The sequence below is a fragment of the Larkinella bovis genome (genome assembly GCF_042655385.1).
Taxonomy (GTDB): Bacteria; Bacteroidota; Bacteroidia; order Cytophagales; family Spirosomataceae; genus Larkinella; species Larkinella bovis.
The window spans coordinates 90,603-117,034 of record NZ_JBHSMA010000008.1 but is presented as its reverse complement, the minus strand read 5'-3'; the positions used below and the strand labels follow the sequence as shown (position 1 = coordinate 117,034).

19 protein-coding genes are annotated in these 26,432 nt (G+C 55.0%); 10 read left to right on the top strand and 9 right to left on the bottom strand.

Features of this window, described 5'->3' with window-relative positions; genetic code table 11:
• Nucleotides 1-4: 4 nt before the first annotated feature.
• The gene (locus ACFPMF_RS20980; RefSeq protein ID WP_379848700.1) at nt 5-559 is read right to left on the bottom strand and encodes a gluconate 2-dehydrogenase subunit 3 family protein; all 555 of its coding nucleotides are present in this window, start codon (nt 557-559) and stop codon (nt 5-7) included.
• A 259-nt stretch (nt 560-818) separates the two neighbouring features.
• Here ACFPMF_RS20980 and ACFPMF_RS20975 point away from each other — a divergent pair, with 259 nt between their 5' ends.
• The 5 genes from ACFPMF_RS20975 (at nt 819) to ACFPMF_RS20955 (ending at nt 9,549) form a co-directional block, all read left to right on the top strand.
• A complete protein-coding gene (locus ACFPMF_RS20975; protein WP_379848699.1) occupies nt 819-1,358 on the top strand; it encodes a YfiT family bacillithiol transferase in 540 nt (179 codons plus the stop codon).
• A gap of 364 nt (nt 1,359-1,722) precedes the next feature.
• Nucleotides 1,723-4,143 (top strand): glycoside hydrolase family 2 TIM barrel-domain containing protein, encoded by a 2,421-nt coding sequence (locus ACFPMF_RS20970; RefSeq protein WP_379848698.1) that lies wholly within the window; start codon nt 1,723-1,725, stop codon nt 4,141-4,143.
• 79 nt (nt 4,144-4,222) lie between these two features.
• Complete coding sequence (locus tag ACFPMF_RS20965; RefSeq protein ID WP_379848697.1) at nt 4,223-4,486, top strand: hypothetical protein; 264 nt, start codon at nt 4,223-4,225, stop codon at nt 4,484-4,486.
• Nucleotides 4,487-4,923: 437 nt separating this feature from the next.
• A complete protein-coding gene (locus tag ACFPMF_RS20960) occupies nt 4,924-7,848 on the top strand; it encodes a SusC/RagA family TonB-linked outer membrane protein (protein WP_379848880.1) in 2,925 nt (974 codons plus the stop codon).
• Nucleotides 7,849-7,860: 12 nt separating this feature from the next.
• Entirely contained in the window at nt 7,861-9,549 is a 1,689-nt protein-coding gene (locus tag ACFPMF_RS20955) for a RagB/SusD family nutrient uptake outer membrane protein (protein ID WP_379848696.1), read from the top strand.
• A gap of 83 nt (nt 9,550-9,632) precedes the next feature.
• Here the strand turns inward: ACFPMF_RS20955 and ACFPMF_RS20950 are convergent, their stop codons facing one another.
• The 4 genes from ACFPMF_RS20950 to ACFPMF_RS20935 form a co-directional block, all read right to left on the bottom strand.
• Nucleotides 9,633-9,995, bottom strand: coding sequence for a high-potential iron-sulfur protein (locus ACFPMF_RS20950; protein ID WP_379848695.1), 363 nt, complete (start codon nt 9,993-9,995; stop codon nt 9,633-9,635).
• An 11-nt stretch (nt 9,996-10,006) separates the two neighbouring features.
• The gene (locus tag ACFPMF_RS20945; RefSeq protein ID WP_379848694.1) at nt 10,007-12,157 is read right to left on the bottom strand and encodes a PVC-type heme-binding CxxCH protein; all 2,151 of its coding nucleotides are present in this window, start codon (nt 12,155-12,157) and stop codon (nt 10,007-10,009) included.
• Nucleotides 12,158-12,218: 61 nt separating this feature from the next.
• A complete protein-coding gene (locus tag ACFPMF_RS20940; protein WP_379848693.1) occupies nt 12,219-13,169 on the bottom strand; it encodes an amidohydrolase family protein in 951 nt (316 codons plus the stop codon).
• 178 nt (nt 13,170-13,347) lie between these two features.
• A complete protein-coding gene (locus ACFPMF_RS20935; protein ID WP_379848692.1) occupies nt 13,348-14,400 on the bottom strand; it encodes an Atu2307/SP_0267 family LLM class monooxygenase in 1,053 nt (350 codons plus the stop codon).
• A 222-nt stretch (nt 14,401-14,622) separates the two neighbouring features.
• On the opposite strand from ACFPMF_RS20935, the gene ACFPMF_RS20930 reads away from it, so the two are divergent.
• Nucleotides 14,623-14,997 carry a BlaI/MecI/CopY family transcriptional regulator gene (locus ACFPMF_RS20930; protein WP_379848691.1) on the top strand — a complete coding sequence of 125 codons (375 nt, stop codon included), beginning with the start codon at nt 14,623-14,625 and terminating at the stop codon, nt 14,995-14,997.
• Nucleotides 14,994-16,439, top strand: a complete 1,446-nt coding sequence (locus ACFPMF_RS20925) for a M56 family metallopeptidase (RefSeq protein ID WP_379848690.1) — start codon at nt 14,994-14,996, stop codon at nt 16,437-16,439. The genes ACFPMF_RS20930 and ACFPMF_RS20925 overlap by 4 nt, the downstream gene beginning before the upstream one ends.
• Nucleotides 16,440-16,703: 264 nt before the next feature.
• Here the strand turns inward: ACFPMF_RS20925 and ACFPMF_RS20920 are convergent, their stop codons facing one another.
• The 4 genes from ACFPMF_RS20920 to ACFPMF_RS20905 form a co-directional block, all read right to left on the bottom strand.
• The gene (locus tag ACFPMF_RS20920; RefSeq protein WP_379848689.1) at nt 16,704-17,645 is read right to left on the bottom strand and encodes an NADP-dependent oxidoreductase; all 942 of its coding nucleotides are present in this window, start codon (nt 17,643-17,645) and stop codon (nt 16,704-16,706) included.
• Nucleotides 17,646-17,973: 328 nt separating this feature from the next.
• Complete coding sequence (locus ACFPMF_RS20915; protein ID WP_379848688.1) at nt 17,974-18,726, bottom strand: SDR family oxidoreductase; 753 nt, start codon at nt 18,724-18,726, stop codon at nt 17,974-17,976.
• 73 nt (nt 18,727-18,799) lie between these two features.
• The gene (locus ACFPMF_RS20910; protein WP_379848687.1) at nt 18,800-19,372 is read right to left on the bottom strand and encodes a Crp/Fnr family transcriptional regulator; all 573 of its coding nucleotides are present in this window, start codon (nt 19,370-19,372) and stop codon (nt 18,800-18,802) included.
• 144 nt (nt 19,373-19,516) lie between these two features.
• A complete protein-coding gene (locus tag ACFPMF_RS20905) occupies nt 19,517-21,010 on the bottom strand; it encodes an arabinose isomerase (protein WP_379848686.1) in 1,494 nt (497 codons plus the stop codon).
• Nucleotides 21,011-21,212: 202 nt separating this feature from the next.
• On the opposite strand from ACFPMF_RS20905, the gene ACFPMF_RS20900 reads away from it, so the two are divergent.
• From ACFPMF_RS20900 to ACFPMF_RS20890, 3 genes are all read left to right on the top strand, one after another.
• Nucleotides 21,213-21,893: an RNA polymerase sigma-70 factor gene (locus ACFPMF_RS20900; protein ID WP_379848685.1), complete on the top strand. Its 681-nt coding sequence runs from the start codon at nt 21,213-21,215 to the stop codon at nt 21,891-21,893.
• Nucleotides 21,894-21,959: 66 nt separating this feature from the next.
• Complete coding sequence (locus ACFPMF_RS20895; RefSeq protein ID WP_379848684.1) at nt 21,960-22,961, top strand: FecR family protein; 1,002 nt, start codon at nt 21,960-21,962, stop codon at nt 22,959-22,961.
• A gap of 18 nt (nt 22,962-22,979) precedes the next feature.
• Nucleotides 22,980-26,432, top strand: a complete 3,453-nt coding sequence (locus tag ACFPMF_RS20890) for a SusC/RagA family TonB-linked outer membrane protein (protein WP_379848683.1) — start codon at nt 22,980-22,982, stop codon at nt 26,430-26,432.

Genomic DNA, 26,432 nt, shown 5'->3' with positions numbered 1-26,432 from the left:
GGGGCTATTTATTTTGTGGGGTTTTGGGTATGCTGTTTTTGGCGACCACCGGCACACAACCGTAGTAATGGCCGGGGATCATCTGGTAGTGCGTGATGTTGTTCATGACGTATTCGGAGGTCATATATCCCCGAATGGTCATGCCTTTCACCAGCGAGACAAACCCTTTCTGGTCCGATTCCGGCGATTGATTCATGGTTTTCAGCAAATCAGTGCGCTGGCTGGCGTCGAGGGCCGCAAACGGTCGGGTGTAGGTTTTCCGGGCAAGAGCTTCCACCGCCGTCAGGCCTTTGGTCAGGGTTTCCTGCGCCGACGGGTCCATACAGTCGGTCACGATTTTCTGGATAAAGGTGTGTACGCCCAGTGCTTTGGCGCCCGGCGTGTCGGTAGCCGGAATGATGGTTTCAACCACTTCGGCCAGCAGCGCATCCGCTTGAGGAGCCAGCAAAACCGGGCCCGCTGGCAGGCTGGCCGAGGTCCAGCTATTTGCCCAACCGGGCAGACTGACCAGCCCGCCCACGGCCACCGCCAGACTTTTCAGTGCTTTTCGTCTTTCCACGAGAGGTTAAGTTAAATAAACGTACGGTTTATAAAGTGAGTAAGGTGATTCGACTGGTAGTCGGTTTTCTGCATACAGTCTGTAAATTTACCAAAATAGCGTCAAACTTACGGTAGGAAACGCCCGGAAACCGGAATAATTTTACCCGGAGCCCAACCGGTTTGGGTTTCATTTTTCGGCCGAACAGGGACCACGCGATGAACTCAACGATGTTGATTTTAGGTTACGGGGGTAAACTTCAAAACCACGAAGCCTACTCATGAACGCTGCCGAAATCGTAGATCGCAAATTCCCCATTGGGCCTTTAACGTTTCAGGAATCGTACACCCCCGAGGAACTGGCCTGCAACATCGAAATTCTGGAAACCGCCCCGGCCCGCTACCGCCAATTGGTCGAAAACCGGTCTGCCGAGGAACTGGCTAGGACCTACCGCGAGGGCAGCTGGACGGTGCAGCAGCTGGTCCACCACGTGGCCGATATGCAGATGATGCACTATTTCCGGATGAAGAAAGCCATTGCGGAGCCTGATTACGACACCCTGACGATGGTGAACATGGGCACCTGGGCCACAACGCCCGATGCCCTAACCGCCCCGATCGAAGATTCACTGCTGATGTTCGAAGGCATCCATCGTCGGTATGCGTACCTGGCCCGATCCCTCGACGAAACCCAACTGGCCCGTAAATGCTACCACCCGGTCCGGCAAATCTGGATCAGCCAGGCGCAGGCCGTGGCGATGTCGGTCTGGCACGTACAGCACCATCTGGCGCACATCAACCTGGCGCTGGGCGTGTCCTGACAGAATCGAACGGAAACCGGGAAAACCGCTCGTCGGTCCAGGCAACGACAACAAAACCTGCGTACTCACTGGGGGGGTTGGGGATTGATTTTGTTGGAATCCGGTTGGTTTTCGGGTATAAATCGCCGGAGTGGTTGTCTTAATGGATGGAGCATACCCCGCCAGTGGGTGGTTCGGTTTTCGCTGGGAAGGTTCGGTTCGGGCCTTCTGAAACTGGCTTCCAGCCAGAATGGGAAATTAACAGTGAATTGGAATGGGGAGACCCAAGAACTGATTGCCCTGTATTTGGGTGCTTCGACCGAGTTGATCAGAGAACATCAGAGGTAATCTCCGCGTAACTCAGCGAAACAGCTTTTAAAAAACCATGAAAGTATTCCTCCTCATCGGCAGCCTTCTGGCAACGATCCAGACCGTGGCGCAAACCCGGCTTTTTGATGCGGACTGGCGGTTTTTGAAAGACAGCACCATCCAGGCCGAAAGCCGGGATTTCAACGACGCCCACTGGCGGAAACTGGATTTGCCCCACGACTGGAGCATTGAGGACCTGCCTGGTCAAACACCGGATCAGGTCGTTGGGCCGTTCGCGCGGACGAGCGCCGGAGCGACCTCAACGGGCTACACGGTCGGCGGAACGGGCTGGTACCGCAAGACATTCCGACTCGCTCCGGCCGAAAAAGGCAAAACCGTGTCGGTGTATTTCGACGGGGTGTACATGGAGTCCGACGTCTGGATCAACGGGCATCATCTGGGCTATCATCCCTACGGCTATACGCCGTTTCAGTACGAGGTAACCAACCATTTGTTGCCGCCGGGGCAGGACAACGTGCTGGCGGTTCGGGTGAAAAATATCGGCAAAAATACGCGCTGGTACACCGGCTCGGGTATTTACCGGCACGTCTTTCTGACCGTCGCCGACCCGGTGCATATTGCGCCCCAGGGCGTGTACATTACCACGCCGACCGTTACCGGGCAATCGGCGCAGGTACAGCTGGAAACCACCATCAAGAACACCACCGAAAAACCGCTGCCGGTGGTCGTGCAAACCACCCTGATCGACCGGAAAGGGAAAGTCGTTGGCAAAAAACAACAGACGCTTACCGTGGCTGCGAATGCCAATGGTCTTGATAAACAGTTGCTTTTCGTGGTGTATCCGCAACGCTGGTCGCCCGAAACACCCCATTTGTACACGGCCCGCGTGACGGTTTTGGCGGGTAAAAAAATATTGGATCAGGTGACGACGCCCTTCGGGATTCGGTCGATTGCGTTCAATGCCCAGGACGGTTTTTTGCTGAACGGAAAACGGTATCTGATGAAGGGTGGCTGTGTCCACCACGACAACGGCCCGCTGGGCGCTGCGGCTATCGACCGGGCCGAGGAGCGGAAGGTGGAATTGCTGAAAGCCAACGGCTTCAATGCCGTCCGGTCGAGCCATAACCCGCCATCGGCCGCGTTTCTGAATGCCTGCGACCGACTCGGTTTGCTGGTGATCGACGAAGCCTTCGATATGTGGCAACGGCCCAAGAAACCGCAGGACTACCACCGGTTTTTCGACGAATGGTGGCAGCGCGATCTCGAAGCCATGATCCGGCGCGACCGCAACCATCCGTCGATCGTGATCTGGAGCATTGGCAACGAAATCAATGAGCGGGCCGAACCGTCGGGACTGGCGATCACTCAAAAACTGGTGGACGAAACCCACCGGCTCGACCCCACCCGCCCGGTCACGGCAGCCCTCTGCGTATTCTGGGAACATCCCGGCAAAGTCTGGACGGATTCGGACCCGGCTTTTGCCTTGCTGGCTGTGGGCGGTTACAATTACGAATGGAAACAGTACGAGTCGGATCACCAGCGCCATCCCAACCGCGTGATGATAGGCACGGAAACCTTCGCCAAAGAGGCTTTCCAGAACTGGAAGATGGTGGAAAAACACCCGTACGTCATCGGCGATTTTGTCTGGACGGCGATGGATTATATGGGTGAAACGGCCATCGGTCATTCATTGCTGCAACCCAAAGCCGACAGGGACAGTACCAGTGCGGTTTTGCCGTGGCCGTGGTTCAATGCCTACTGCGGGGATCTGGACCTGATTGGTTTCAAAAAACCGCAATCGTATTACCGCGATGTCGTCTGGCGAAATCGACCCATTGAAATGGCGGTTCACAGCCCGATGCCCGACGGGATGAAGGAGACGGTGACCAACTGGGGCTGGCCGGATGAGCAACCAAGCTGGACCTGGCCGGGTGCCGAAGGCAAACCGCTACAGGTGCGCGTTTTTTCGAGAAGCCGGACGGTGCGGCTGGAGTTGAACGGCAACCTGATTGGTGAGCAAACCATCCCCGATTCGAGCATTACGGCCATCTTCACGGTGCCGTACCAGACCGGTTTGCTGAAAGCGACCGCGCTGGAAGGCGGCAAACCGGTGGGGGTGGTAGAACTCAGGACGGTCGGAAAACCGCATCATCTGCAACTGACAGCCGACCGTCTGGCCATCCGGGCCGATCGCAACGATCTGTCCTACGTGGCGGTGGAAGTGGTCGACGAAAACGGGAAAATCATTCCTCAGGCTGCGGTTCCGGTTTCGTTTCAGATCAGCGGGATTGGGACGCTGGCGGGCGTGGGCAATGCAAATCCCACCGACCTGAGCAGTTTTCAGAAACCGCAGAAAAACACCTTCCGGGGGCGCTGTCTGGCTATTCTCCGACCTACTCCCCAAACCGGAACGATCACGTTAAAAGCCACGGCCCCCGGTCTGGAAGCGGGCGAAATCACGATCACGGTGCGCTGAGTTTCGGGGCGCTTGTAGACAAACGGGCCGGTTTTGGGTTTTCTATTCGGCGTTCCCCAAACCGGTTTGCCGGAGACTTATGAAGATAGCCAGGCTCGTTAAGTTGATTACTCCCATGACAATCATGGCCTGTCTGGGCGTGGTGACGGTTGGCTATGGCATTCTGCATCTGTCCGAAAAAAACAGCATCCTGAATTTCTTCTTTGGCATTCCCCTCACCATCGGGTCTTTACTGGCCCATTTTCTAATTCGACGGGTGCTTGACGCCCGTACGCTGCCGATCTGGCTGGTGGAGTTTTTGTTGGTAGCCACGTTCTGGCTGGCCTTCTATTTCGTCTGGTAAGGCTTCCTCTGAAGGCGGAGAATGGCCACGCGTTGGCCGGAACATGAACCTGCTTTGCGGGCCCAGGCACCGGCTGCGGGATGAATGGCCATTCCGTTGGTATCCGAACTTTTTCCGTTTGAAATGGTCCCCAAAATGCCTGAAAATCAATTTTCAGGGGTTAGACGTCGCCATCGACCAATTTATTGGACGAATGGTAGCAGGATATATCGCGCGATAGCTCAAGTTATTAAATAATTTTTAAATATTTGAAGATTCAATTAGAGTCTCCCTGATTCTAGGAATCTTTGCCACCTCTATTTCTTAAAACAATGATGCATTTCTACTCCTTTTCTCCTCCGCTTCGAAACACCTGGAGGAAAATCTGCTGTATGCTCCTCGCACTTAGCCTGCTGGCAAATGAGAGCAAGAGCCAGGCAACTGCTTCCATCAAGGCGATGCTGTCCCGCACTGATCAGGCCATTGCCGACATAACCGTTACCGGTCGGGTGACGGATGCCACCACGAATGAAGCCCTGGCCGGTTGCAGCGTTGTGCTGAAAGGCACCCAGCGCGGAACAACGACGGATGCCAACGGCGAGTACCGGATTGCCGTTCCGGATAGCAAGGCGGTTTTGGTCTTTGGTTTTATCGGTTTTGTCTCGCAGGAAATTCCGGTGAATAGCCAGAGTACCCTGAATGTCTCGCTCAGGGCCGCAGCCAATGAATTGTCGCAGGTCGTGGTGATCGGCTACGGGAGCGCGTCCAAAAAAGACATGACCGGGGCCGTGAAGTCGATCAAAAGCACCGAATTCAACCAGGGAATTATCAACTCGCCCGAACAACTTTTACAGGGCAAGGTGGCCGGGGTAAACGTTACGTCGGCCAGCGGTGAACCCGGTAGCAATCAGAATATTACGATCCGTGGCCCGGGCGGGGTCCGGACGGGGAGTACCCCACTTTTTGTGTTGGACGGGATTGCGCTGGACAACTCGAGTACGGGGGGCGCCACCAATCCGCTGAACTTTCTGAACCCGCAGGATATCGAGTCGATTGACGTGCTGAAAGATGCGTCGGCCACCGCCATCTACGGTTCGCGGGGGGCCAACGGGGTGGTGCTGATCACGACCAAGAAAGGGAAAGCCGGTTTTTCGACCTTCAACATCTCCTCCAGTGTAGGGATTTCGAAGATGGCCCGGCCATTGGAGCTGTTCTCGCCGGATGAGTTCCGGCGGCAGGTGGTCGCCGTGGGCGGAGTGCTGGAAGATTTCAAGGCCTCGACCGACTGGCAGAAGGAAGTGAGCCAAACCGCCCTGACCCAGAACCACAACCTGTCGTTCAGCGGGGGATCGGAAAAGTTGACGTACTACGGTTCCTTCGGCTTGCAGGATCAGGAAGGAATTCTGAAAAACAGTACGTTGAAGCGGTATACCGGCCGCATCAACGTGTCGCAGAAGTTGCTGGAGGACCGGTTGACGGTGGATGTCAACCTCAATGCGAGCAATACCAACAACCTGCGTCCGCCGACCGAAGGGTTGCTGGGGGCCGCGATTTCTACCAACCCGACGATTCCGGCCTACGATGACAAAGGACAGCCGTTTCAGTACCAGGCCGGAACCAATCCGATCATCACGCTGAATCTGGAAAAGGATGTTACCACGGTTAACCGCGTTATCGGTAACATTTCGCCGTCCCTAAAGCTCACGAAAGAGCTGGTGTATAAGCTGAACCTGGGGATTGACAACTCCAATTCCGTGCGGGACATTCAATCGTTGCCGAATGCGGTGCCACTGCGGGATGGCCGGCTGGATACCTATTACAAAACCAACCGGAACGTGTTGATTGAGAATTACTTCACGTATACTTATTCGACTACGAATCACAACCTGACCGCCTTGCTGGGGCATTCGTACCAGAAAATTTTTATTCAGGAACGGTGGTCAAGCATCAATAAATTCCCGATTTCACCCATCGAACCGATTTACAACCCCGGTTTAGGGCAGGACCTGACGCTGGCAAACAACCGGCCGGGTGGTTATGCAATCGAAAATGAGCTGCAATCGTTCTTCTCACGGGTCAATTACCAGTACAAGGACCGCTACCTGGCCACGGCCACGGTGCGGGCCGACGGTTCCTCCAAATTCGGCGCCAACAACAAATACGGTATTTTTCCGTCGGTTTCGGTGGGTTGGCGGTTGTCGGAAGAGGAGTTCCTGAAATCGGGGCCTTTTTCGGATCTGAAACTCAGGGCCGGCTGGGGACAAACCGGAAACCAGGAAATCCCGTCGAAAATTACGCAGGCGTTGTTCACCTCGCAGGTTTCGGGCACCACGAGTTACCCGCTGGATAATACGAATGTCTACCCGGCCGGAACGTCGTATACCCGGCTGGCGAACCCCAATATTCAGTGGGAGGTATCGACACAAACCGACATCGGGCTGGATTTTGCCCTGTTCAAAGGCGCGCTGGCGGGTTCGGTGGATTACTTCCGGAAAGTGTCCAACAATATTCTGCTGGAAGTCATCCCGGCGGATCCCGTTCAACCGGCGGGTACGTTCTGGACCAACGTACCGGATATGACCATTACGAATCAGGGCGTGGAGCTGGATCTGAATTACCGGTATGCGAGTCTGAACGGTTTCCGGTTCGATATAGGCGGTAACATCACGTTTATCCATAACCGGGTAAACAACTCCCCGTACACGGTTATTCCGTCGGGTTCGGCTTCGGGCTCCGGTCTGACGTCGGCGACCATCAACGGGTATATCAACGGCCAGCCCATCGGAACGTTTTTCCTGAAAGAGTTTACCGGATTCGATGACAAAGGAATCAGCACCTTCCGCGATGTGGACGGCGACGGTATTATCACGGACAAAGACCGGGTGGCCATCGGGAGCGCTCTGCCCACGAAGCAGTTCAACCTGAACGGAAATGCGGCTTACAAAGGCTTCGATCTGGCGGTCAATTTCAACGGGGTTTCCGGTAACAAAATCTACGACAACACGGCCAATGCCAATTTCTACAAACTGCGGTTGTCGAAAAGCCTGAATACCACGCCCGAAGCCATCCAGTATCCGAACGAGTCGATCAACAACTCGGCCCCGGTTTCGTCGCGCTACCTGAAGAATGGTTCTTTTTTCCGCCTGAACAACCTGGCGCTGGGATACAACCTCAGTCCTAAACTGATTGGGCTCAGCCGCTGGGTGTCGAATATCCGGCTGTCCGTCACGGGCCAGAACCTGTTCGTGATCACCAAGTACGACGGCTACGATCCGGAGGTCAACACCGACCGGACGATCAACGGCATTTCGTCGTATGGGATCGATTACCTGAGCTATCCGAAAGCCCGCACGTTTGTCTTCGGTCTGAACCTTTCTTTCTAATTCGCTGAAACCATGAAAAAAATACTGATAATTATTGGAATGCTGGTCAGCGTGTACGTCATGAACGGGTGTACGAACCTGACTGAAAATGTACTCGACGAAGCGTCGGCAACGGGCCTGTCCGACCGGCAGGCTGCCGACGGCATCATTGCGCCGGTTTACGCCCGTCTGCCGGATATTTTTACGCATACGAACTACTTCGCCTTACAGGAAATCTCCACCGACGAGGCTATTCTGCCGTACCGGGGCGGAACCGACTGGGGCGATAACGGGATTTACCTGGCGATGCACCAGCATACCTACGCCAGCACCGATCCGAACCTGCGGAACACCTGGAACCTGATTTTGCAGGGCGTTTCGAGGGCCATTACGGCCATCAATACCTTGCCGACGCTGAACGATCCGGTAACAAAAACCTACCTGGCCGAAGCGCGCGGCATGCGGGCCTACTACGGTTTGCTGACACTCGATCTGTTCGGGTTGGTGTTTGTGAAAGACGATCTGGGGGCTAATTCAACCATTTTGCGGGGCGATCAGGCGGTTGAATACCTGAAGAATGAACTCCTGGCCGTGGAGCCGAATCTGGAACCGAGCGTCGGGCCTGGCCGGCTGAGCAAGGGGGCAGCCTGGGGACTGCTGGCGCGGTTGCACCTGAATGCGGCCGTTTACCGCGATCCGTACGCGGCTCAGTTTACCTTCAAACCGGAGGACATGGATAAAGTGGTGGAATACTGCGACAAGATCATCAATTCCGGCCAATACCAGCTTTCGCGGGATTATTTCTCCATTTTCAATTCCGACAACCACACGAACAAGGAGTTGATTTTTGCGGTCGATCAGCGGGCCGAGCTGAACGGACATAACCGCATGGCCTATTTCTCGCTCTCGGGTGATCAGTTTCCGCTCCCGGCCTATCCCAACGCCAACGGCACCGACGGACCGGGCATTACGCCGGACTATTACCGCACCTGGGTCAACGCCTACGCGCCGAAAGATCCAGCTTCGGTCGACCCCCGGTTTTACAAGCAGAACCTGTCGATCTACTCCAACCCGGCGGATTCCTGCGTAGCGGAAGCTGATTTCAACGTGAACCGGGGCATTCTGCGCGGACAGCAGTACGGCCTGATTCGCCGGAACGGGGTGTTTTTGAAATGTCCGGATGGCAAATACAAAGTGGCGAAACTCTTTCACGACACCCGTAACCGTCCGACGCAACCCGTTGATTTCACCGAACAAATCGACTTCACCGTAGCGGGCAGTAATTACAATACCGGGTATCGGGTAGAAAAATACGAGTTCAGCAAGAAGTCGGTGAGCGGCCGGAATTTTGGCGAAGCGGACATCATCATCCTGCGTCTGGCCGAAGTTTACCACATGCGGGCGGAAGCTAGGTTGCGCAAAGGCAACGATGCTGCCAGTGCCCTGGCCGACATCAACCTCGTGCGGGCCTCCCGGACGGCGACCACTCCTCCGCCCGCGCTGACGTCCATGAACCTTGACCTGCTGTTCCGGGAACGCGGTTTTGAGTTTTACTGGGAAATGCTGCGCCGGACGGACATGATCCGGTTCGGAAAATACGAGGACAAATGGACGGAAAAAACCAATACCGATAAGCTGAAGCGCATCTTCCCGATTCCGCAGACCGCCATCGACGGGGCGTCCAACCTGCCCGGTTATCTGAAGCAGAACGACAGCTATTAAGGCGGTTTATAAACAAACAGGAAGCGCGGTTCGCCCACGGGTGAATCGCGCTTCCTGTTTTGGAGGAGAGGGATTATTCACGCTTAGCTACTAACCTGCGGAGCCCAGTAGGTGCAGTGTGCGCTGGCGTAAACCGGTCCTTTGAAGAGCATACAGCCTCCGCATTCCTTGCCCGGGGCCGGGGGAAGCCACAGGTTGCAACTGCTGCATAATTTATCCGGGATGGGCGATTGGGTTACGTAGCCCAACTCGGTTCGCTTCTTTATATCCTCGGCGCTGACGCCGGAATAGTCCTCACAGGGGTTGGCTGCCGGTTTTTCCGTCTGGTCGGTCCGGGTGGTTTTCGGGGAATCACAGTGGGTCAGCAGGAAGCCTCCGCTGATCAATAACAGGCTCGTCGAAGCACAATGTTGCAGGAAAAACCGGCGGGATTGGGTTTGTTTCATAACGGAATAGGTCAAATGGAAACCGGTTTTGCCAGGGCTTCCCGCAGGGCGGCAATGGCTTTTCTTACCTCCGCCGAGGAGGTGGACGCTTCCAGTTGCTGGAGCGCCTGCGGGAAGTGGGTGCCGGGATCGGTTTTTTCGTCGGATTTTTGAAGACCTTCGGCCAGCCCGGTTAAACCGGCCAGTTGCCAGCTTTCCTTTCGGGGATTCGGCTGGTTCAGGAAATCGACCAGCCAGGACAGTTCGTTCGGATTTTTTCGATGGCCGATCACCCGCGAAAAACCGGTGAGAAAGGCCTGTTTGCCGGCGGTGGTATCGCTGAAAAACGTTTTCTGGTTCGCCAGGGTGGTTAGCAGAGCCGGCGACGACCCGGCCAGTGAACTCAGCACGGCGGTTCGGAACCAGGCATCTTCGGGGTGTCTGGCGAGCGCCTTCGCCAGGGCCGAAACCACGGCGGGGCTGTTCACCTGACCCGCGCTCAGACACGCCTGAAGCGCAACCGGCAGCGATGCATCCCCGGTCAGGTTCAGGATCTGGGGGAACAATTCAGGGTAACGCTCGGCCAGTAATAAACCATGGTCACGGACACCGGGTTGCGGGTCCTGTAATGCTTTTTGAACCAGTTGTTTATCCAGCGCAACCAGGCCTTCCAGTGTATAAAGGGCGTGCAGCCGGGCGCGGGGGTCAGTGTGTTGGGCGACCATCGTTTTTAGGACTGGAACCACCGACCGGTCGTTACGTTCCAGCAGCAGGCGTTGGGCGTGTAGCCGAAACCAGCGGTTCGGGTGGGCCAGCAGCTTGACCCATTCCGCCGGCGATTGTTGCCGCAAGTTGGGCATGGTTGCGGGGCGTTTGGGAGCGTTTTTCGGGAAAATCCGGTAAATGCGGCCTTTGTCATTTCCGTTCAGAAAATCCATGTCCGCTTTCAGATCGTCCGGGATGGAGACCGGGGTTTCGATGTGCTGGCGGTACATATCGACCACGTACAGAAAACCGTCCGGCCCGGTTACCAGGTTGGCGGGCCGAAACCAGGGATCGGTCGAGGCCAGAAACTCCCGGTCGGTTTCGCCTTCGGCGCGTTTGGCCACCCAAACCGGGCTGTCGTTCGCGGGCGTAAGCACATCGCGGTGGACGAGGTTGCCGGCTACATCCCCCGTGAAAATCGATCCGTAAAAACCGGGTGGAAACGCATCGCCGTCGTAATACGTGCCACCCGACGCCCCCGTAAAATGATCTTCGGCGTATTCTTTCCGGCCGAGTCCGGCTTCGTCGTACTGCTTCTGCCGACGGTCGGTACGTTCCCGGCGCCAGTAGGGAGGGGGCGTTTGCTGGAACATTTCCAGGTCATGATCCGAGATATTGACAGACGCTTTTGGCGCAATCAGATCGGGGTTTCGGCGCAGATACCGCCCGGCAATGGGCGCCTGCTGAATGTGGATGGTGTTCTGGGTGAAAAACCGGTGGCCCCAGTCGTCGAGGGCCAGTCCAAACTGGCCGGTACCCGATTCCACTTCGAACAAACCGCGATCGAGCCGAAACCGGAAATCTCCGCCGTTGACGGTCAGCGCGGGTGCATCCGGTTTGCGTAAAAACCGGATCTGGCCCTCCTGGCCGTTGTTGTTGGCGTAAATCCAGTTGTCGATGCCGTAACGGAGGCAGGTAATCTGAGCTTCGGAATTGTTCGCAAAAAAACCGGTAAAGAGCACTTCCCGCATATCGGCCCGGAAGTCGCCGGTGGTGTCTTTCAGAAACAGAATATCGGGCGCTGCCGCCACGATCAAACCACCTTCCCAGGGCAGCAGACTGGTGGCATCGGGAATGGAGTCGGCAAAAACCACCGACCGGTCGATCCGGCCATCCTGGTTGGTGTCGGCCAGCATCCGAATTTTACCTTTCCCGTTTCCCGCTTCCGGTTTGCCCGGATAATCGCCCATTTCGATCACATAGGCGGTTCCCTGTTCATCAAAAACCAGGTCTACGGGATCGGCAATCAACGGTTCGGCGGCAAACGTTTCGATGCCAAAACCGTCACGAAGTTGAAAATGCTGGAGGGCTTCGTCCGGAGAAAGCGCATCGGCGTACCGCTTTTTCGTGCAGGAAAAACAGCAGAGGGCGGACAAAAAAACGATAATCACCCAGCGATTGGGAATGAGTTGAGTCATGGTTGGAAGGGAGTAGGGAAACGGCTCCGTCCGGTTTTCCGAAACGGATCAGGAAAGATGCTTATAAGCGGAATAAGGTTTTCGCGTTTTCGTAAAAAATCTTACGTTCGATGGTTTTGGAGGGCGCCAGTTTGCGAATAGCGGCTATCGTCTGCGAACCCTGGCATTGGGGCCCGTGGCCGAAGGCATCCAGGCAATCGCTGCCAAACAGGATTTTGTTCTGATGCCGTTCCAGAAAACCGCGGGCGTGCTCTTCATCACGTTGCAGCGCATTCAGCCCCGAACCCGCCGACATATCGGCGTACAGGTTGGGGTAATCGCTCAGCAGACGGTCGGTTAGTCCGCCGGGCGTCACCTTGGTTTTGGGGTACAAAACCGTCTGGTCGTGGTGATTTTTATCAATGTTGGCCCACCAGGTCTGGGCGTGTCCGATAAAATTGACTTTGGGATATTTTTCCAGCATGGTGTGAAACCGGGCGAAATCGTAGTTGTACATGCCATGCTGCCAGTGCATCAAGACCGGAACGTTGTAGCTCTGAGCCAGTTCGTAAATGCGCTGCATCTCCGGGGAATCGCACTGGACGCCGAATTTCGACTCGCCGATAACCAGCGCACCGAGCTTCAGGTATTTTTCAATTTCCTGCGTCGCGTCCGGCAAATCCGGCACTTCATTGGCCGCAAAAAGAAACTCTTTCGGGTATTGTTTCGCCAGGTTGTAGCACGTGTCGTTGCCGCTGCATTTTGCCTGGAGGCCGTTCGATTCGCCTTTGTGCGTGGAAAGACCGAACGCGGGTGTTCCGGCCGGGAGCAGCAGGGTGGTGGTTACGCCCATGGCCCGCTGGTGGGCGATGAGCTGATCGTGGGTGCGGCCCATGTAATCCGTATGCTGGTGGATGTCGATGATGGGTTCAGCCTGAGCGCCTGACACCGCGTTCAGGTTCAGGGTCAATCCCGTCAGCAGAACGCCGGAGCGGTTTAAAAATCCACGGCGGGAAAGCGAAGCGGTTTTCATGCAAGGGTTTCTTTTGAGGCCCTTAAATTACGCATTACTGCCCGTGGCGCAATGATTGACCGTTGAAATCGTACCGATGGAGACGGGAACTGCCAGGCATGAGCTATGACTGAAAACCGAGACAGGGAGCGGTTTTCGCGGCTTCCCGGCCCCGGTTCAAGAAGATCGGCGATTTTGGTTAATGACCTGCGGGCTGTGCTGATTGCAGCGCCTTCCGAACGGCCGGAGCCACCACGGTGCCGAACAACTCGATGGAATGCAGAATTTTAGGATGCGGCAGCTCGGCTCCTCCAATGACCTGGGCCAGGTAGCGGGTGTTTTTGAACAGTTCGTGGAATTTCAGAATCTTGTCGATAACCTGCTGCGGACTGCCCACCATCAGCGGACCGTACTGCCGCATGTATTCGAACTGCTCGCGCCCGAGTGGTGACCAGCCCCGCTCACGCCCGATTCGGTTCATCATCACCTCGTAGGGCGGAAATAGTTCATTGGCAGCCTGTTGCGAATCATCGGCCAGGTAAAAGTGCGAGTTGATCCCCAGCGGCAGTTGGGAAACGTCGTGTCCGGCTTTTTTGGCCGACTGCCGGAACAGATTGACAAACGGCACAAACCGGTCGGGTGTTCCGCCCAGAATCGCCAGGGTCATGGGCAGGTTCATCGTTCCGGCCCGAACTGCCGAAGCCGGTGTGCCGCCCACGGCCAGCCAGACGGGAATCGACTCTTGGTAGGGGCGGGGATAAACACCCAGATTCTGGATGGCCGGCCGGAAGTTGCCCTGCCAGTTGACAAGCTCGTTTTTATTGATGGCGAGCAGCAGGTCCAGCTTTTCGGTAAACAACTCGTCGTAATCTTTCAGGTCGTAGCCAAACAGCGGAAACGACTCGATAAACGACCCGCGTCCGGCCATAATCTCGGCCCGGCCGTTGGAAATCAGGTCCAGCGAGGCAAAGTTCTGGAACACCCGCACCGGATCGGCCGAACTCAAGACCGTGACCGAGCTCGATAACCGGATATTTTTGGTTTGCGTGGCGGCAGCCGCCAGAATCACCTCGGGGGCGGAAATCATAAAATCCGGCCGGTGGTGCTCGCCGAGCGCAAAGACATCCAGTCCGACGTCGTCGGCCAGTTTGATTTCGGCCAGCAATTGCTGCATCCGCTGGTGGGCGTTGACGGCTTTTCCCGGTAGATTGTCGGGTTGTACTTCTCCAAAACTACTGATTCCTAATTCCATGCTTATAGGGTTAATGAGGTGGTTTCTGGCGAATAAACTAATTAATGTATCGACAACAGAATTAATGACGGAAAAGTTGAGCACGGTCAGCCGGGAGGACAACGACTTCAGCAATCAATCAACGTCCGGTTTTTCTTAGCCTGGTTAAAAAATCGAGCCAACAACTTGCTTTTCTTTACCGTTATTCTACATTTGTAGAATTGATTCGACAACTATAGAAATATGAAGTTATCAAAAACCGAAGAACAACTGATGGAATACATCTGGCAGCAGGAAAAAATCTATTTTAAAGATCTGGTTGACTGTTTTCCAGACCCTAAACCGGCTTTAACGACCGTGGCGACGCTTCTAAAGCGTATGCAGGAAAAAGGCGTTGTTGGGTATGAGTTGCACGGCAACTCCCGCCAATACTACGCGCTTATCCGTAAGGCCGATTATTTTGCCAGCCACGTCAATGGAATGATTAAGAACTTCTTCAATAACTCCGCCATGCAATTTGCTTCCTTTTTCACGAGCAATACCAATTTAACCGCTGACGAACTGGAGGAACTGCGGAAAGTGATTGACCGGGAGATTAGTAAAAAGAAGAAAAAATGATGACGTATCTGCTGAAAACGGTTCTCTGCTCGGCCATACTCCTGCTGGTGTATCGGCTTTTTCTGGAGCGGGAAAAAATGCACCACTTCAACCGGTTTTACCTCCTATTCTGTGTGGTCTTTTCGGCAACGGTCCCCCTGGTGACGCTTGAAGTCAACGCCTTGATCAGTCCTCCGTTTTGGGCTTCTTCTGCCGTTTCATCACCTACTCAACCAGGTCCGGCGGCCCCGGTGCCACAAACCCAATGGCAAGCCTTCACGTCTCCGGGAGCGACACTGACAGCTAAACCGGTCTTTTTTCCAGCCCTCTTGTATGGGCTATATGCCTTGATCACGGCTGGATTGCTGATTCGTTTCGGAATAAACGTAGCCGTTCTGGTAAAAAAGGCTGTCCGGCATCCGGTGGTCCGGTGGAAAGGAACCCGGCTGGTTCTCATCCCGGATGATATACCGATCCATTCTTTTTTTAATACAATTTTTGTGAACGAAGATGAGTTCCGGAATCAACAGGTTGAAGCAGCGCTTTTAACGCATGAAACGGCGCACCTTCGTCAGAAACACTCGCTGGATATTCTGTTCATGGAGCTGATCCTGGCGATTGGCTGGGTGAATCCCATCCTGTTTCTGTACCGGATGGCCATCCGGTTAAACCATGAATTTCTGGCCGACGAGGCCGTGATCCGCCAAGACAGGAATGTCAAACAGTATCAATATCTCCTGTTGGAAAAGCTTTGCCAAAACCGCAAAAACACGCTGACCAGTCATTTCAGTTTTCGGAGCACCAAAAAAAGAATGATCATGATGACACAATCTGCCAACCCTGCTTTCATCCGGGTAAAGAAAATAGCCCTGGCACCGTTTCTAATCGCGGTCGGTTTTCTGTTTATGGAACAAACGCTGGCTCAGCAACCGGCCACACCCGCTCCGCATCAGCTGCCTGACGGGGCCAGAAAAGCGGCAGGGGGCCGGGGAGTTACCAAGGAAGAACTGGATGAATATGAGCGAATTGTAAAAGAAGCCGGCTTTCCTCGCCAGGCCGGAAAAGTCGCCCGAATTGCGCAATACGACTTGAACCATAAAGACCGGGAACTGGCCGATCAGCTATTCAGGAAGATGACGAAGTTGCAGCGGGAGAAAGCTACTCGCGCGTGGCCCTTTGTGCCCATGCCCACCCGTCCTCCCAGGAAATCCCCTTCGCCGGAATATTTTGAGTCCTTAAAAGATCCGCAGAAATTCGCAATCTGGATTCATGGCCGGCCCGCCCAAAATTCGGCCCTAAACCACTACAAGGCCTCAGACTTCGTCTACTATAGTGGCAGTTATGTTCACAAAAATGCCCGGAGCAAACGTTTTCCGCAGCCCTACCAGATGACCTTACTAACGGAAGCCGAGTATGAGAAGGAATTTAAAGACTGGAAAGCTCCGGCACTGGAAGTAGAGTAAGGGGGCCAAGCACAGCTAGTCAGGATTTGAAATCCTGATTCCGACTGCCACGGATTTACAATCCGCAACTGGCAGCCACGGAGTAGAATTGACACGCCCTCCAGAGCGAATTGCAAATTCGTGGCAGATTGGATCGGGATTGCAAATCCCGATCAGCATCAAGAGCGTCATTACTCGTGATCTGGTCAGTGTCTGAATGCTAATGGTTCCAAACACAGTTCGTTAGCCCGATAAAAATTTACCTGAAACGGCGAACAGCGGGTGTTACACCCTGACAACGACCTTCCCGGCGGTTTTGCCGGTTTCGAGCTGTAGATGGGCTTCGGCCATCTGATCGAACGAGTAGGTTTTGAACACGCGGGATTTCAGCATGCCTTTTTCCAGCAGAGCCGCGAGTGCTTTCATGTCTTCGCCGTCGGATTGTACCCGGTAGCGAATCCCGTTGACACCCCGGGCGGCTGCTTTTTCAGTGACCTGCTCGTTCAAACCGCTCGGAATACTCAGAATCGTTCCGCCTGGTTTGAGGACTTCCAGCGACCGATCGATCGTGTCGCCACCCAGTGTGTCGTAAACGACATCCACCGCCGAAACCGCTTCTTCGAACCGTTGGGCTTTGTAATCAATGTGTTCGTCTGCGCCCAGGCTCAGCACGAAATCCTTGTTGGCCGCCGATGCGGTGCCGATGACGTAAGCGCCCAGGTGTTTGGCAATCTGCACGACATAGTGCCCGACGCCCCCCGCGGCCGCGTGTACCAGCAGCCGTTGCCCGGGTTGCAACTTCGCGTGATCCACCAGACCCTGCCAGGCCGTCAGAGCCGCCAGCGTCGCGGCTGCGGCTTCTTCGTGCGACAGGTTAGCGGGTTTATGCGCGAGTTGCGACGCGGGAGCGGCCACGTATTCGGCGTAGGCCTGGCCGTGGCCGGGAAAATTAATCATCCCGAAAACCGCATCGCCGACCTGAAAACCGGTGACACCTAGTCCCACGTTGGTTACAATGCCGGACACATCCCAGCCCAGAATGAGCGGATTTTGTTCTTTTAACAGCCCTGATAGACCTTTGCCCGAGCGGGTTTTTACATCCACCGGGTTGATGCTGATCGCCTTAACCTGAATCAGGACTTCATCATCGTTGAGGATCGGGGTGGGAATTTCCTGCGGAACCAGGTGTTCGACCCCGCCAAAACCGCTTAGTATGATTGCTTTCATTTTCCTGAATATTGATTGATAACGCAAAATTGTAGCCTGGGTCGGGTTTATTGCTGGTGATATTTTCTCTTTTGGTGGAATTGTTTCATGAATCGGGAAAGTTACATGAACCGTTCGAAATCATCTCTAAAATAATTGATACCTGCCCAAAGCTGGAACACCAGCACTTATTTTTGAACGGTATATAGCCTTGCCGGTACGGCAAGGTATCAACGAAAACAAATTTTTGTACCATACTGACATCTGTTTCGAACACAAGAAGGCGGTTTTGGCTACCAAAACAAAAAACCGGCCACGAGGGACCGGGTTTTTGTTTCCTGGATGATGGTTACACCAGCACCGCTCCGCCATCGACTACCAGCACCTGACCCGTTCCGAACGACTGGCGCATCAGGTAGACATAGGTCTGGGCAAGGTCGTCGGCTTCGCCAACACGTTTGACCAGCAAATTATTTCCGACCTGCGCGTACAGAGCTTCCCGTTCCGTTTCGGCCAGGTTCGACCAGAGGTTGGTGCGGACGACACCGGGCGCTACCAGGTTGACGCGGATCGGGGCGAGTTCGACGGCCATCGCCCGCGTAAAGCCTTCCATGGCGGCACAGATGCTGGCCCCCAGCGACCAGCCCACACCCGGTCTGGGGCTGGCAATTCCGCCAGTCAGCACGATGGAGCCGCCGGGATTGAGGTGGGGAGCCGCGTATTTGACAGTGGTAAACGCCCCCCAGTAGCGCAGATTGAAAAAGGCGCGCGCGTCGTCAACCACCGTTTCGGCAATGCGATTCAGTTGAAGGCTTTCACCGGCGGTATACACCAGGTGATCGAATGACCCCAATTGCGAAAATAGCGCTCGGGTCGCGGCTTCGTCGGTCAGATCGACGGCCAAACCGGTGTTGCCTGCGGGCAATTCCCGCAAAGCCGCATCGATTCGGGCCGGATTTTTGGAAACCAGGATTACCTGGGCTCCTTCGGCAGCGGCTGCTTGGGCGGTTGCCAGTCCAATCCCGGAACTACCGCCCAGAATGACTACTTTTTTGTCCGTTAAAAAACCGGCTGTGCGCTTTTGTTCTGTTTGCTGTATCATATCCGTTGTGATTAGAGGCAGCAAAATTCAGCGTCAGCGGTCAGCCCGCACTTACCAAATGGTAAAAAGCGTGTCACCGCCTATTTTTTCGAATCCGGCTCAGGGACTGGGGCGTAATGCCGAGGTACGATGCTACATCACTCAGTGGAATACGCTGGGCAATCTCCGGTTGGTGCCTCAAAAACAGTCGATACCGCGTCGTGGAGTCCTGACCCAGGTAGGCATTCCGGAGGTTGATTTTGTCGATCAGCCCCTGCTGGATAATCTGATCGATCAACCCTTGCAGATACGGAATCTGGTCGTAGAGTTCCCCGAGTTTCATTCGACTGATCGCCAGCACCTCGGTATCACAGGCTGCCTGGATGCTTTCCTGGGCCACGATCCGGTTTTTAAAACTGTTCAGAATAGTGCAGAATTGCTGTTCCTTCAGAAAGTAATGGGTCTCTTCGTTGCCTTTTTCGTTCGTGACCACAATCCGCAGCACACCGTTGCAGATGAAGAAAATTTCCTGACAGATATGCCCCGTTCGGAACAGGTAATCACCTTCCTGATACGTCCGGTTTTCAAAAACCGTCTCGAGCAAAACCCGATCATCGGCTGGGATGGGGCGGAACTGACTCAGAAATGCCACCAACGAGTTCGACATGCCACCAACGGATTGCTACGGTTAAAGAAAAGAAACTTAAAATGGATTTACCTGATGGTCAGGATTTTAAATCCTGCCTTTCACTGTTGCGGAATTGAAATCCGTGGCAGTTGGGATCGGGATTTTAAATCCTGATCAGCAGAATCAGCAAACCCGAATCACGTCGATGTTCAGCAGGGCCCCCAGTTTCGCCAGTTTGGTAGCGATGTGGCCGACGCCGACGGCGCAATGGTGGGCCGGGCCGTGGCTGTTCCAGGTCTGGACAAACTGCCGGGCTCCCGGCGAAAACCGGTAACGGCTGTTGGTGTTGCCAATTTGCAGAATGGGGCCGGGGACGGACTCGCCCTCGGCCACCAGCAGACTGATTTTTCCGTTGCCGTTTTCGACCACCGACAGCAGCGTCACCGGACCGTTTTTGACCGACATTTCCACCGAAAGACCCCGGCCGACTTTACCGTGGTAGACATACAGCGGCCGTACTTTGGTTTTGCCTTCGGCAATGCGGATATGGCCCGGGCCGTCGTGGCCCATCAGCACCACATCGTCGGTAAAATCCATGGCGTAATATTCCGTGAACGAGCCGCCTACACCAAAGCTGTCCATGATTTTCATGGCCTGTGCGTTTTTGACTTCATACTCACCGGCCACCGGAATGCCGCGCGCCGTCAGCAGCGAGTTGCCCAGAATGACCGAACTCATCGTGTCTTCGTTGGCCGGGTTGCCGCTGCCTTTGTGGTAATACGCCAGCGAACCCAGACCGTGTAGGGCCACCAGTTGGTCCAGGGCCACGGAGGTGCGGGCGGCCCGGTCGAGTTCTTCCGGCAGACAATCATCCTGCACGTCGAAGGTTTCGCCAAAAAGCCGGGTGCGTTCCTGAATCTGTTCCGCCGTAACGGTTTCGCGCAGGGCCGAGAGTTCATCGACCTCCACGATTTTCATGTGCCCGCCAAACGTGGCAGTTTGCAGCGTCAGATCGGAGTAAATATCGAGCATCCCGCTGTAATAATTGCCCATCAACCCCAGGCAGTTGTGCGCCATGACCTGCGCCACCCGCCCCGCTTCGATCCAGTCGTCGATGTCCTGCCAGCCTTCGGGATCGTTTTCGAGCATACCGGTTACCTGCTGAAACGGGATGCTGGCCCGCCGGAACACGTTCGCAATTTCGGGAACGGGACAGGCCGAACAGTAGGCCAGCCATTCGCCGGTCATTTTTGTGCGATCATTCAACTGATTGAACCACGCGTAGTCGATGGCCGGTGCGGGCGACAGATTCAGAATGATGACCGGCACTTTCGCCCGTTGCACCACCGGCAAAACCGTCGCCGACAAGGCGTAAGTCGTCACGTAAATAAACAGCAGGTCGATGTCGGCCTGACGAAACTGGTGACCCGCCACCAGCGCTTTTTCCGGTGAATCGACCAGGCCAAGGTTGACGACCTCGACGCCCGGACGGCTAAACCGGTCTTCCACACGCTGTAGATAACCTTTCAGGCGGTTTTCCAGCCCGTCGAACTGCGCCCAGTACGTGTCCAGCCCGATCCCGAACAGACCGACTTTGAAGGGAAAGGACGATCGGTTCCGGGAGGACGAATCGAAATCAGCCGATTGAACGGGGACGCTGGAAGAGCCGGATTGCATAGGAATCAAAAATTAAGCGGTTAGGCGATAGCCTGAAAAATTATTGGCGTGTATTTTGAAAAATCAGGCGGTTTCTCCAAATTTTTTGCAAAACTGCCAAATAAATCGAAAAAGTCAGTAAGTGTTTTTTCTGCGCAAAACCGTCTCTCTGTAGTGACCAGTGATTTTGCCCTTCTAACCACATTTTCACGATTTAACCTAAATGGGAGAGGTAAGACGTTTAGTGCCCGAATCGAGTCATAACGAGGGAAATCCGTTTCCGTTTGGGGAACCTTTGCCGGGTCATTTACAACGACCAACGGCGGTGCTGGATGCCGAACGATTGATCCAAAAGGCGTTTGAGCAGGATTCGGACGCCGGTATCGCCCTCTTGTTTCAGCATTATTACCAGCCGCTCTGCAGCCACGTCGTCCGGTTTGTGTCGTCCAAAGAAATTGCGGAAGACATCGTTTCAGATATTTTCTACGAATTTCACGCCGGACAGATTTACCGCACCATCACAACCTCCTACCGGGCCTTTCTCTTTACCGCCGTCCGAAACCGGGCTTTCGATTACGTGCGGGCCGAAATGAAACGCAGCACCTCGCTGGAACAGGCCGAACGGGTTTCGTTTCCAACCGAGCAGCAACCCGACTCTGTGACCCAGTACGAAGAACTGTATCACGACGTGGAGAAGGCCATCGACGCGATGCCGGTGAAACAGCGGACCGTGTATGTCATGCACCGCTTTGAAGGCCGGAAGTACAACGAAATTGCGACCGAACTCAACCTGTCGCTGCGCACCGTTGAAGTTCATATGTACCGGGCCATTCACCACGTTCGACGCTTCCTGAAAGACAAATGGCTGATTCTGCTGATCAGCTTCTGCCAGTATACGCAATAAAATCACAACACTTCCTGAAAGGTGTTTTGGGTGGCAAAACCGGCCATTTTGAAACGCACCTGCAACATGAAAACACAAGTAACAAAAGAGTTGATTTTCAATTACTTCTCGGGTCGGACGACGGCTTTTCAGAAGCAATTGATTGACGAATGGGCGAGAGATGCGGCTAATCGGGAACAGTTTTTTGTCTGGCTGGAACTCTGGGAAAGCCAGAATCCGCAGTATGTTGCCGACATCCAAACGGCGATGAAACGGCACCAGCGCCGGATGCAGCAGGCCCCGGACGGCAACGCTCCGGTTGCTGAAAACGAGCCGGTTTTGCCGCGGTCGTTGTGGCCCCGCTGGATTGCGGCTGCTTCGGTGGCATTGGTGCTGGCGGGTGGCTGGTTGTTTCGGGATCCGCTCTTGAACGAAACCCATACCACGGCGTTCGGAGAAACCCGCCAGTTGACGCTGGCCGATGGGAGCGAAGTAGTCCTGAATGCGAACTCAACGCTCAAGGTGCCCCGGTTTGGCTTTGGCTGGCAAACCCGCGATGTTGAGCTGACGGGCGAGGCTACGTTTTCAGTCACCCATACCACCGACGATCAGCGGTTTGTGGTCAAAACCGCCCGGAATTTTGAGGTCGTCGTACTGGGTACCGAATTTACGGTGTATAACCGCGAACGGGGCGGCAAGGTGGTGCTGAACAAAGGGAAAGTCCGGCTCCGCTACCAGGACGGTGAAGCCCCCCGGGAGCTGATGATGAAACCGGGAGATCTGGTGACGCTCGACCGGCAGAATGGCCCGGTGCAACTCCGGAAAGTCAGCCAACCCGAAAATGCATCGGCCTGGCGCGAAAACCGCTTTGTATTTGAAGAAACAACACTCGGCGAAATCGTCCATTTATTCAAGGAAAATTACGGCCTTGAACTGGAAATAGCCGATCCCCAACTGGCGCAGTGGACGGTTTCGGGTTCTTATACGGCCCAAAATGCCGAAGAATTGCTGGAATCGCTCATGGAAGGGTCGGAACTGACCTATCAGCGAACCGGTGCTCACATTATTATTTCCAATCCTGCTAATTAACCCCTTTTTTCCTAAACCATGAAAAAACGAATACCCATGCTGCTGGTCCTGCTGGTAGGACTGATTCAGCCCGGTTGGGCCCAAATGCTCGCCAAAGCCCAAACCCTGGCCCGACAGCCGCACACCACCCGACCCGAAAACCGTCAGTTGAAAGAAACGCTGCGGGAACTGAAAAATCATTATAAAGTAGATATTCTGTTTTTTGACCGGATTGTGGAAGGCTACGCGGTTTCGCCGGATGCGGTTCGGTGGGAGGAGCGGCTGGAAACCAATCTGGAAGCGGTCCTGAAACCGTTTGGGTTGGGGTACAAGAAAAACCGGAATGGCGGGTACGTAATTACCGGAAAAGCAACGCAGCGGAGGGCGGAGAGCGGAGTTGACCGATTTCCGGAAACCGTTGTCGCCCGCCCGGCCGAAAACCGTTCCGCCGAAAATCTGACTTTGGCGGGAACGAACGCCGGTTTGGCGGAGAAGCTACCGGTCAATGAGGTGACGGTGCAGGGCCGGGTGACCGACGGCGACAAAAGCGACGGCCTGCCCGGTGTGAGTATTGTGGTGAAAGGTTCGCAGCGGGGCACGACGACCGATGCGGAAGGGAAGTACCGGCTGGTGATCCCCGGACCGGACGCAGTGCTGGTGTTCAGTTTCGTGGGCTACGAGCCGCAGGAAGTACTGGTCGGAGGACGAACGGAAGTCAATATAAAGCTGAAACCGGATGTGAAGGCGCTGAGCGAGGTGGTGGTAGTGGGCTACGGGGTGCAGAAGAAAACATCGGTTACGGCGGCCGTTTCGGCCATGAAAGGCGAGGAAGTGGCGTCGGTGCCGGTTACGAACCTGAGCAATAGCCTGGGTGGGCGGCTGCCGGGCGTCATCGTCAAACAAGGGTCGGGCGAACCGGGGCGCGATGGCTCGAATATTTTTATCCGGGGCGTTTCATCGACGGGCAATAACCAGCCACTGCTGATTGTCGACGGGATTCCGCGTAATTTTCAGCAGCTCGACCCCAACACCATCGACACCTTTACCATTCTGAAAGATGCGGCTGCGGTGGCACCATACGGAGTGGCCGGAGCCAATGGCGTCGTGCTGGTTACCACCAAACGCGGCAAAACCGGAATGCCTTCGCTGACCTATAACGGGTATGTCGGGTTTCAGAATCCGACCGCCATGCCCAAATACCTGCACGGGTACGATTTTGCGGTATTGAAAAACGCGGCTGCGCAGTATGCGGGTCTGCCGCTGCCGTATTCGGACGAGGCTCTCCAGAAATTCAAAGATGGCTCGGACAATGACGCGTATCCGACCGATAATTACACGGAAGCCCTGGTCAACCGGAATGCAGTGATTACCACCCACAACCTCGAACTGTCGGGCGGAGCGGAGCGCATCAAGTATTACGCCAGCCTGGGGTATCAGAATCAGGCGGGTATGTGGCCCTCAACCAAAAACCAACGGTATAACCTGGCCATGAACCTGGATGCGCAGGCAACCAAAACCACCAAGATTTCTTTTAACCTCAATGGGCGGCTTCAGCAGGCCCAGTATCCGTCGATCGGAACGTCGCGTATTTTCGAGCTGATTGGCTACGCCCACCCGCAAACCGGGCCGCTTTATTTCAGCAACGGGATGAACGGTACGTACGTTACCGGCAGTATTTACGACAGCGGTTATCAGAAAACCAACACCACGGCTTTGTATTCGCAACTGTCCATCGAACAGGAAATACCGTTCATTCCGGGCTTGATGGCGAAGGGAACCATTGCGTACGATCCGACCATGGTCATGGATAAAATCTGGACCACACCGGTTCGGATGGCAAGCGTCAACACGGCGCAAAAACCGTACGTGTTTACCAACGGTATTTTTGGGCAGGATAAATCGTCATTGAGTCAGAATTACAACCAGTCGCACCAGTTGACCTACCAGGCCAGCCTGAACTATACGCGTTCGTTTGGCAAGAGCACGGTGGGGGCGCTGGGCGTTTTTGAAGCCAAAGCCAACAACGCCCTCGTGCTGGGTGCTTCGCGCCGGAACTACAACCTGACCATCGACGAACTGGACATGGGCAGTTCGAGCAATGCGGACATGACCACCACCGGGACCTCAAGCTACGGCCGGCAGATGGGGCTCGTCTACCGCGTTACGTACGATTATGCCGATAAATACCTGATTGAAGCCAGTGGTCGCTACGACGGCAGCTACTACTTCGCCCCGGAAAACCGCTTTGGTTTTTTTCCGGCATTCTCGCTGGGCTGGCGGTTGTCGGAAGAAAGCTTTATCAAGAACAACGTTCGCTGGATCGACAACCTCAAACTCCGGGGGTCATACGGCGAAGTGGGTGCGCTGGCGGGCAGTGCTTTCCAGTACATGAGTACCTACAGCGTGGCCGGTCCGGCGTATGTCATCGGGGGCAGTGCGGTGCAGGCCATTCGGGAACGCAACCAGCCCAACCCGAACATTACGTGGGAGCGGGCCAAGAAAACCGACATCGGCCTCGAGGCTACCCTGTGGAAGGGCCTGATCAGTCTGGAAGCCGATTATTTTTACGAGAAACGGTCGAACATGCTGGTCAACCCGGATGTGATTGTGCCCGCCGAATACGGGATTGGCCTGAGTCAGGTGAATGCCGGAATCATGCAGAATCAGGGGGTAGACCTGTCGATCGGGTCGACGTATCGCTTCAGTAACGACCTGCGGGTGTCGCTCAATGGTAATTTTACGTACGCCAAAAACCAACTGTTGCAGGTGTTCGAAGCCGCGGCCACGTACAACAACCTCAACCGCCGGCTGACCGGCAAACCGCTCGGAACGCAGTTTGGCTTTCACTCGCTGGGCTTTTTTCAGGTGTCTGATTTTGACGAGGCCGGTAACCTGAAACCGGGCATTGCGGTGCAGCCGTGGGGCAAGGTGCAGCCGGGCGACATTCGCTACGAAGACATCAACAAAGATGGCCGGATCAACGACGATGATCTTACGCGGATCGGTGATCCGGTCGCGACCCCCCGCATTATCTACGGGATTGCGCCGAATGTGCAATACAAAGGATTTACGGTGGATCTGCTGTTTCAGGGCGCGGCCAAAACCAATTTTTACTACCAGAACGATGCGGCCTGGGCGTTTTTCAACGGCATGGGAGCCCTGGAAGATAACCTGGATTACTGGACCCCGGAAAATACCAATGCCCTCAACCCCCGGATTACGGCGGCTCCGACCACCAACAACACCCAGAAATCGTCGTTCTGGATGGGAAATGCCAGTTATTTGCGGTTGAAAAGTGCGACGCTGGCTTACTCGATTCCCCCGGCCATTACCCAGCGGATTAAACTACAAAATGCGCGGGTGTTTGTGTCCGGCCAGAATGTCCTGACCTGGACGAAAATGCGCAATTTCGACCCGGAAGTGAGTGAAGTAAACGGGCGCAATTATCCGCAGCAAAAAGTAATTTCCGTTGGCCTGAATCTTACGCTTTAA

What these genes read in the sequence shown, in the direction of transcription:
- ACFPMF_RS20965 (WP_379848697.1), top strand. Translation starts at nt 4,223, where the DNA reads ATGAAGATAGCCAGGCTCGTTAAGTTGATTACTCCCATGACAATCATG.
- ACFPMF_RS20945 (WP_379848694.1), bottom strand. Translation starts at nt 12,157, where the DNA reads ATGACTCAACTCATTCCCAATCGCTGGGTGATTATCGTTTTTTTGTCC.
- ACFPMF_RS20910 (WP_379848687.1), bottom strand. Translation starts at nt 19,372, where the DNA reads ATGTCGAACTCGTTGGTGGCATTTCTGAGTCAGTTCCGCCCCATCCCA.
- ACFPMF_RS20920 (WP_379848689.1), bottom strand. Translation starts at nt 17,645, where the DNA reads ATGAAAGCAATCATACTAAGCGGTTTTGGCGGGGTCGAACACCTGGTT.
- ACFPMF_RS20940 (WP_379848693.1), bottom strand. Translation starts at nt 13,169, where the DNA reads ATGAAAACCGCTTCGCTTTCCCGCCGTGGATTTTTAAACCGCTCCGGC.
- ACFPMF_RS20900 (WP_379848685.1), top strand. Translation starts at nt 21,213, where the DNA reads ATGGGAGAGGTAAGACGTTTAGTGCCCGAATCGAGTCATAACGAGGGA.
- ACFPMF_RS20915 (WP_379848688.1), bottom strand. Translation starts at nt 18,726, where the DNA reads ATGATACAGCAAACAGAACAAAAGCGCACAGCCGGTTTTTTAACGGAC.
- ACFPMF_RS20950 (WP_379848695.1), bottom strand. Translation starts at nt 9,995, where the DNA reads ATGAAACAAACCCAATCCCGCCGGTTTTTCCTGCAACATTGTGCTTCG.
- ACFPMF_RS20935 (WP_379848692.1), bottom strand. Translation starts at nt 14,400, where the DNA reads ATGGAATTAGGAATCAGTAGTTTTGGAGAAGTACAACCCGACAATCTA.
- ACFPMF_RS20890 (WP_379848683.1), top strand. Translation starts at nt 22,980, where the DNA reads ATGAAAAAACGAATACCCATGCTGCTGGTCCTGCTGGTAGGACTGATT.
- ACFPMF_RS20975 (WP_379848699.1), top strand. Translation starts at nt 819, where the DNA reads ATGAACGCTGCCGAAATCGTAGATCGCAAATTCCCCATTGGGCCTTTA.
- ACFPMF_RS20895 (WP_379848684.1), top strand. Translation starts at nt 21,960, where the DNA reads ATGAAAACACAAGTAACAAAAGAGTTGATTTTCAATTACTTCTCGGGT.
- ACFPMF_RS20905 (WP_379848686.1), bottom strand. Translation starts at nt 21,010, where the DNA reads ATGCAATCCGGCTCTTCCAGCGTCCCCGTTCAATCGGCTGATTTCGAT.
- ACFPMF_RS20925 (WP_379848690.1), top strand. Translation starts at nt 14,994, where the DNA reads ATGATGACGTATCTGCTGAAAACGGTTCTCTGCTCGGCCATACTCCTG.
- ACFPMF_RS20960 (WP_379848880.1), top strand. Translation starts at nt 4,924, where the DNA reads ATGCTGTCCCGCACTGATCAGGCCATTGCCGACATAACCGTTACCGGT.
- ACFPMF_RS20930 (WP_379848691.1), top strand. Translation starts at nt 14,623, where the DNA reads ATGAAGTTATCAAAAACCGAAGAACAACTGATGGAATACATCTGGCAG.
- ACFPMF_RS20970 (WP_379848698.1), top strand. Translation starts at nt 1,723, where the DNA reads ATGAAAGTATTCCTCCTCATCGGCAGCCTTCTGGCAACGATCCAGACC.
- ACFPMF_RS20955 (WP_379848696.1), top strand. Translation starts at nt 7,861, where the DNA reads ATGAAAAAAATACTGATAATTATTGGAATGCTGGTCAGCGTGTACGTC.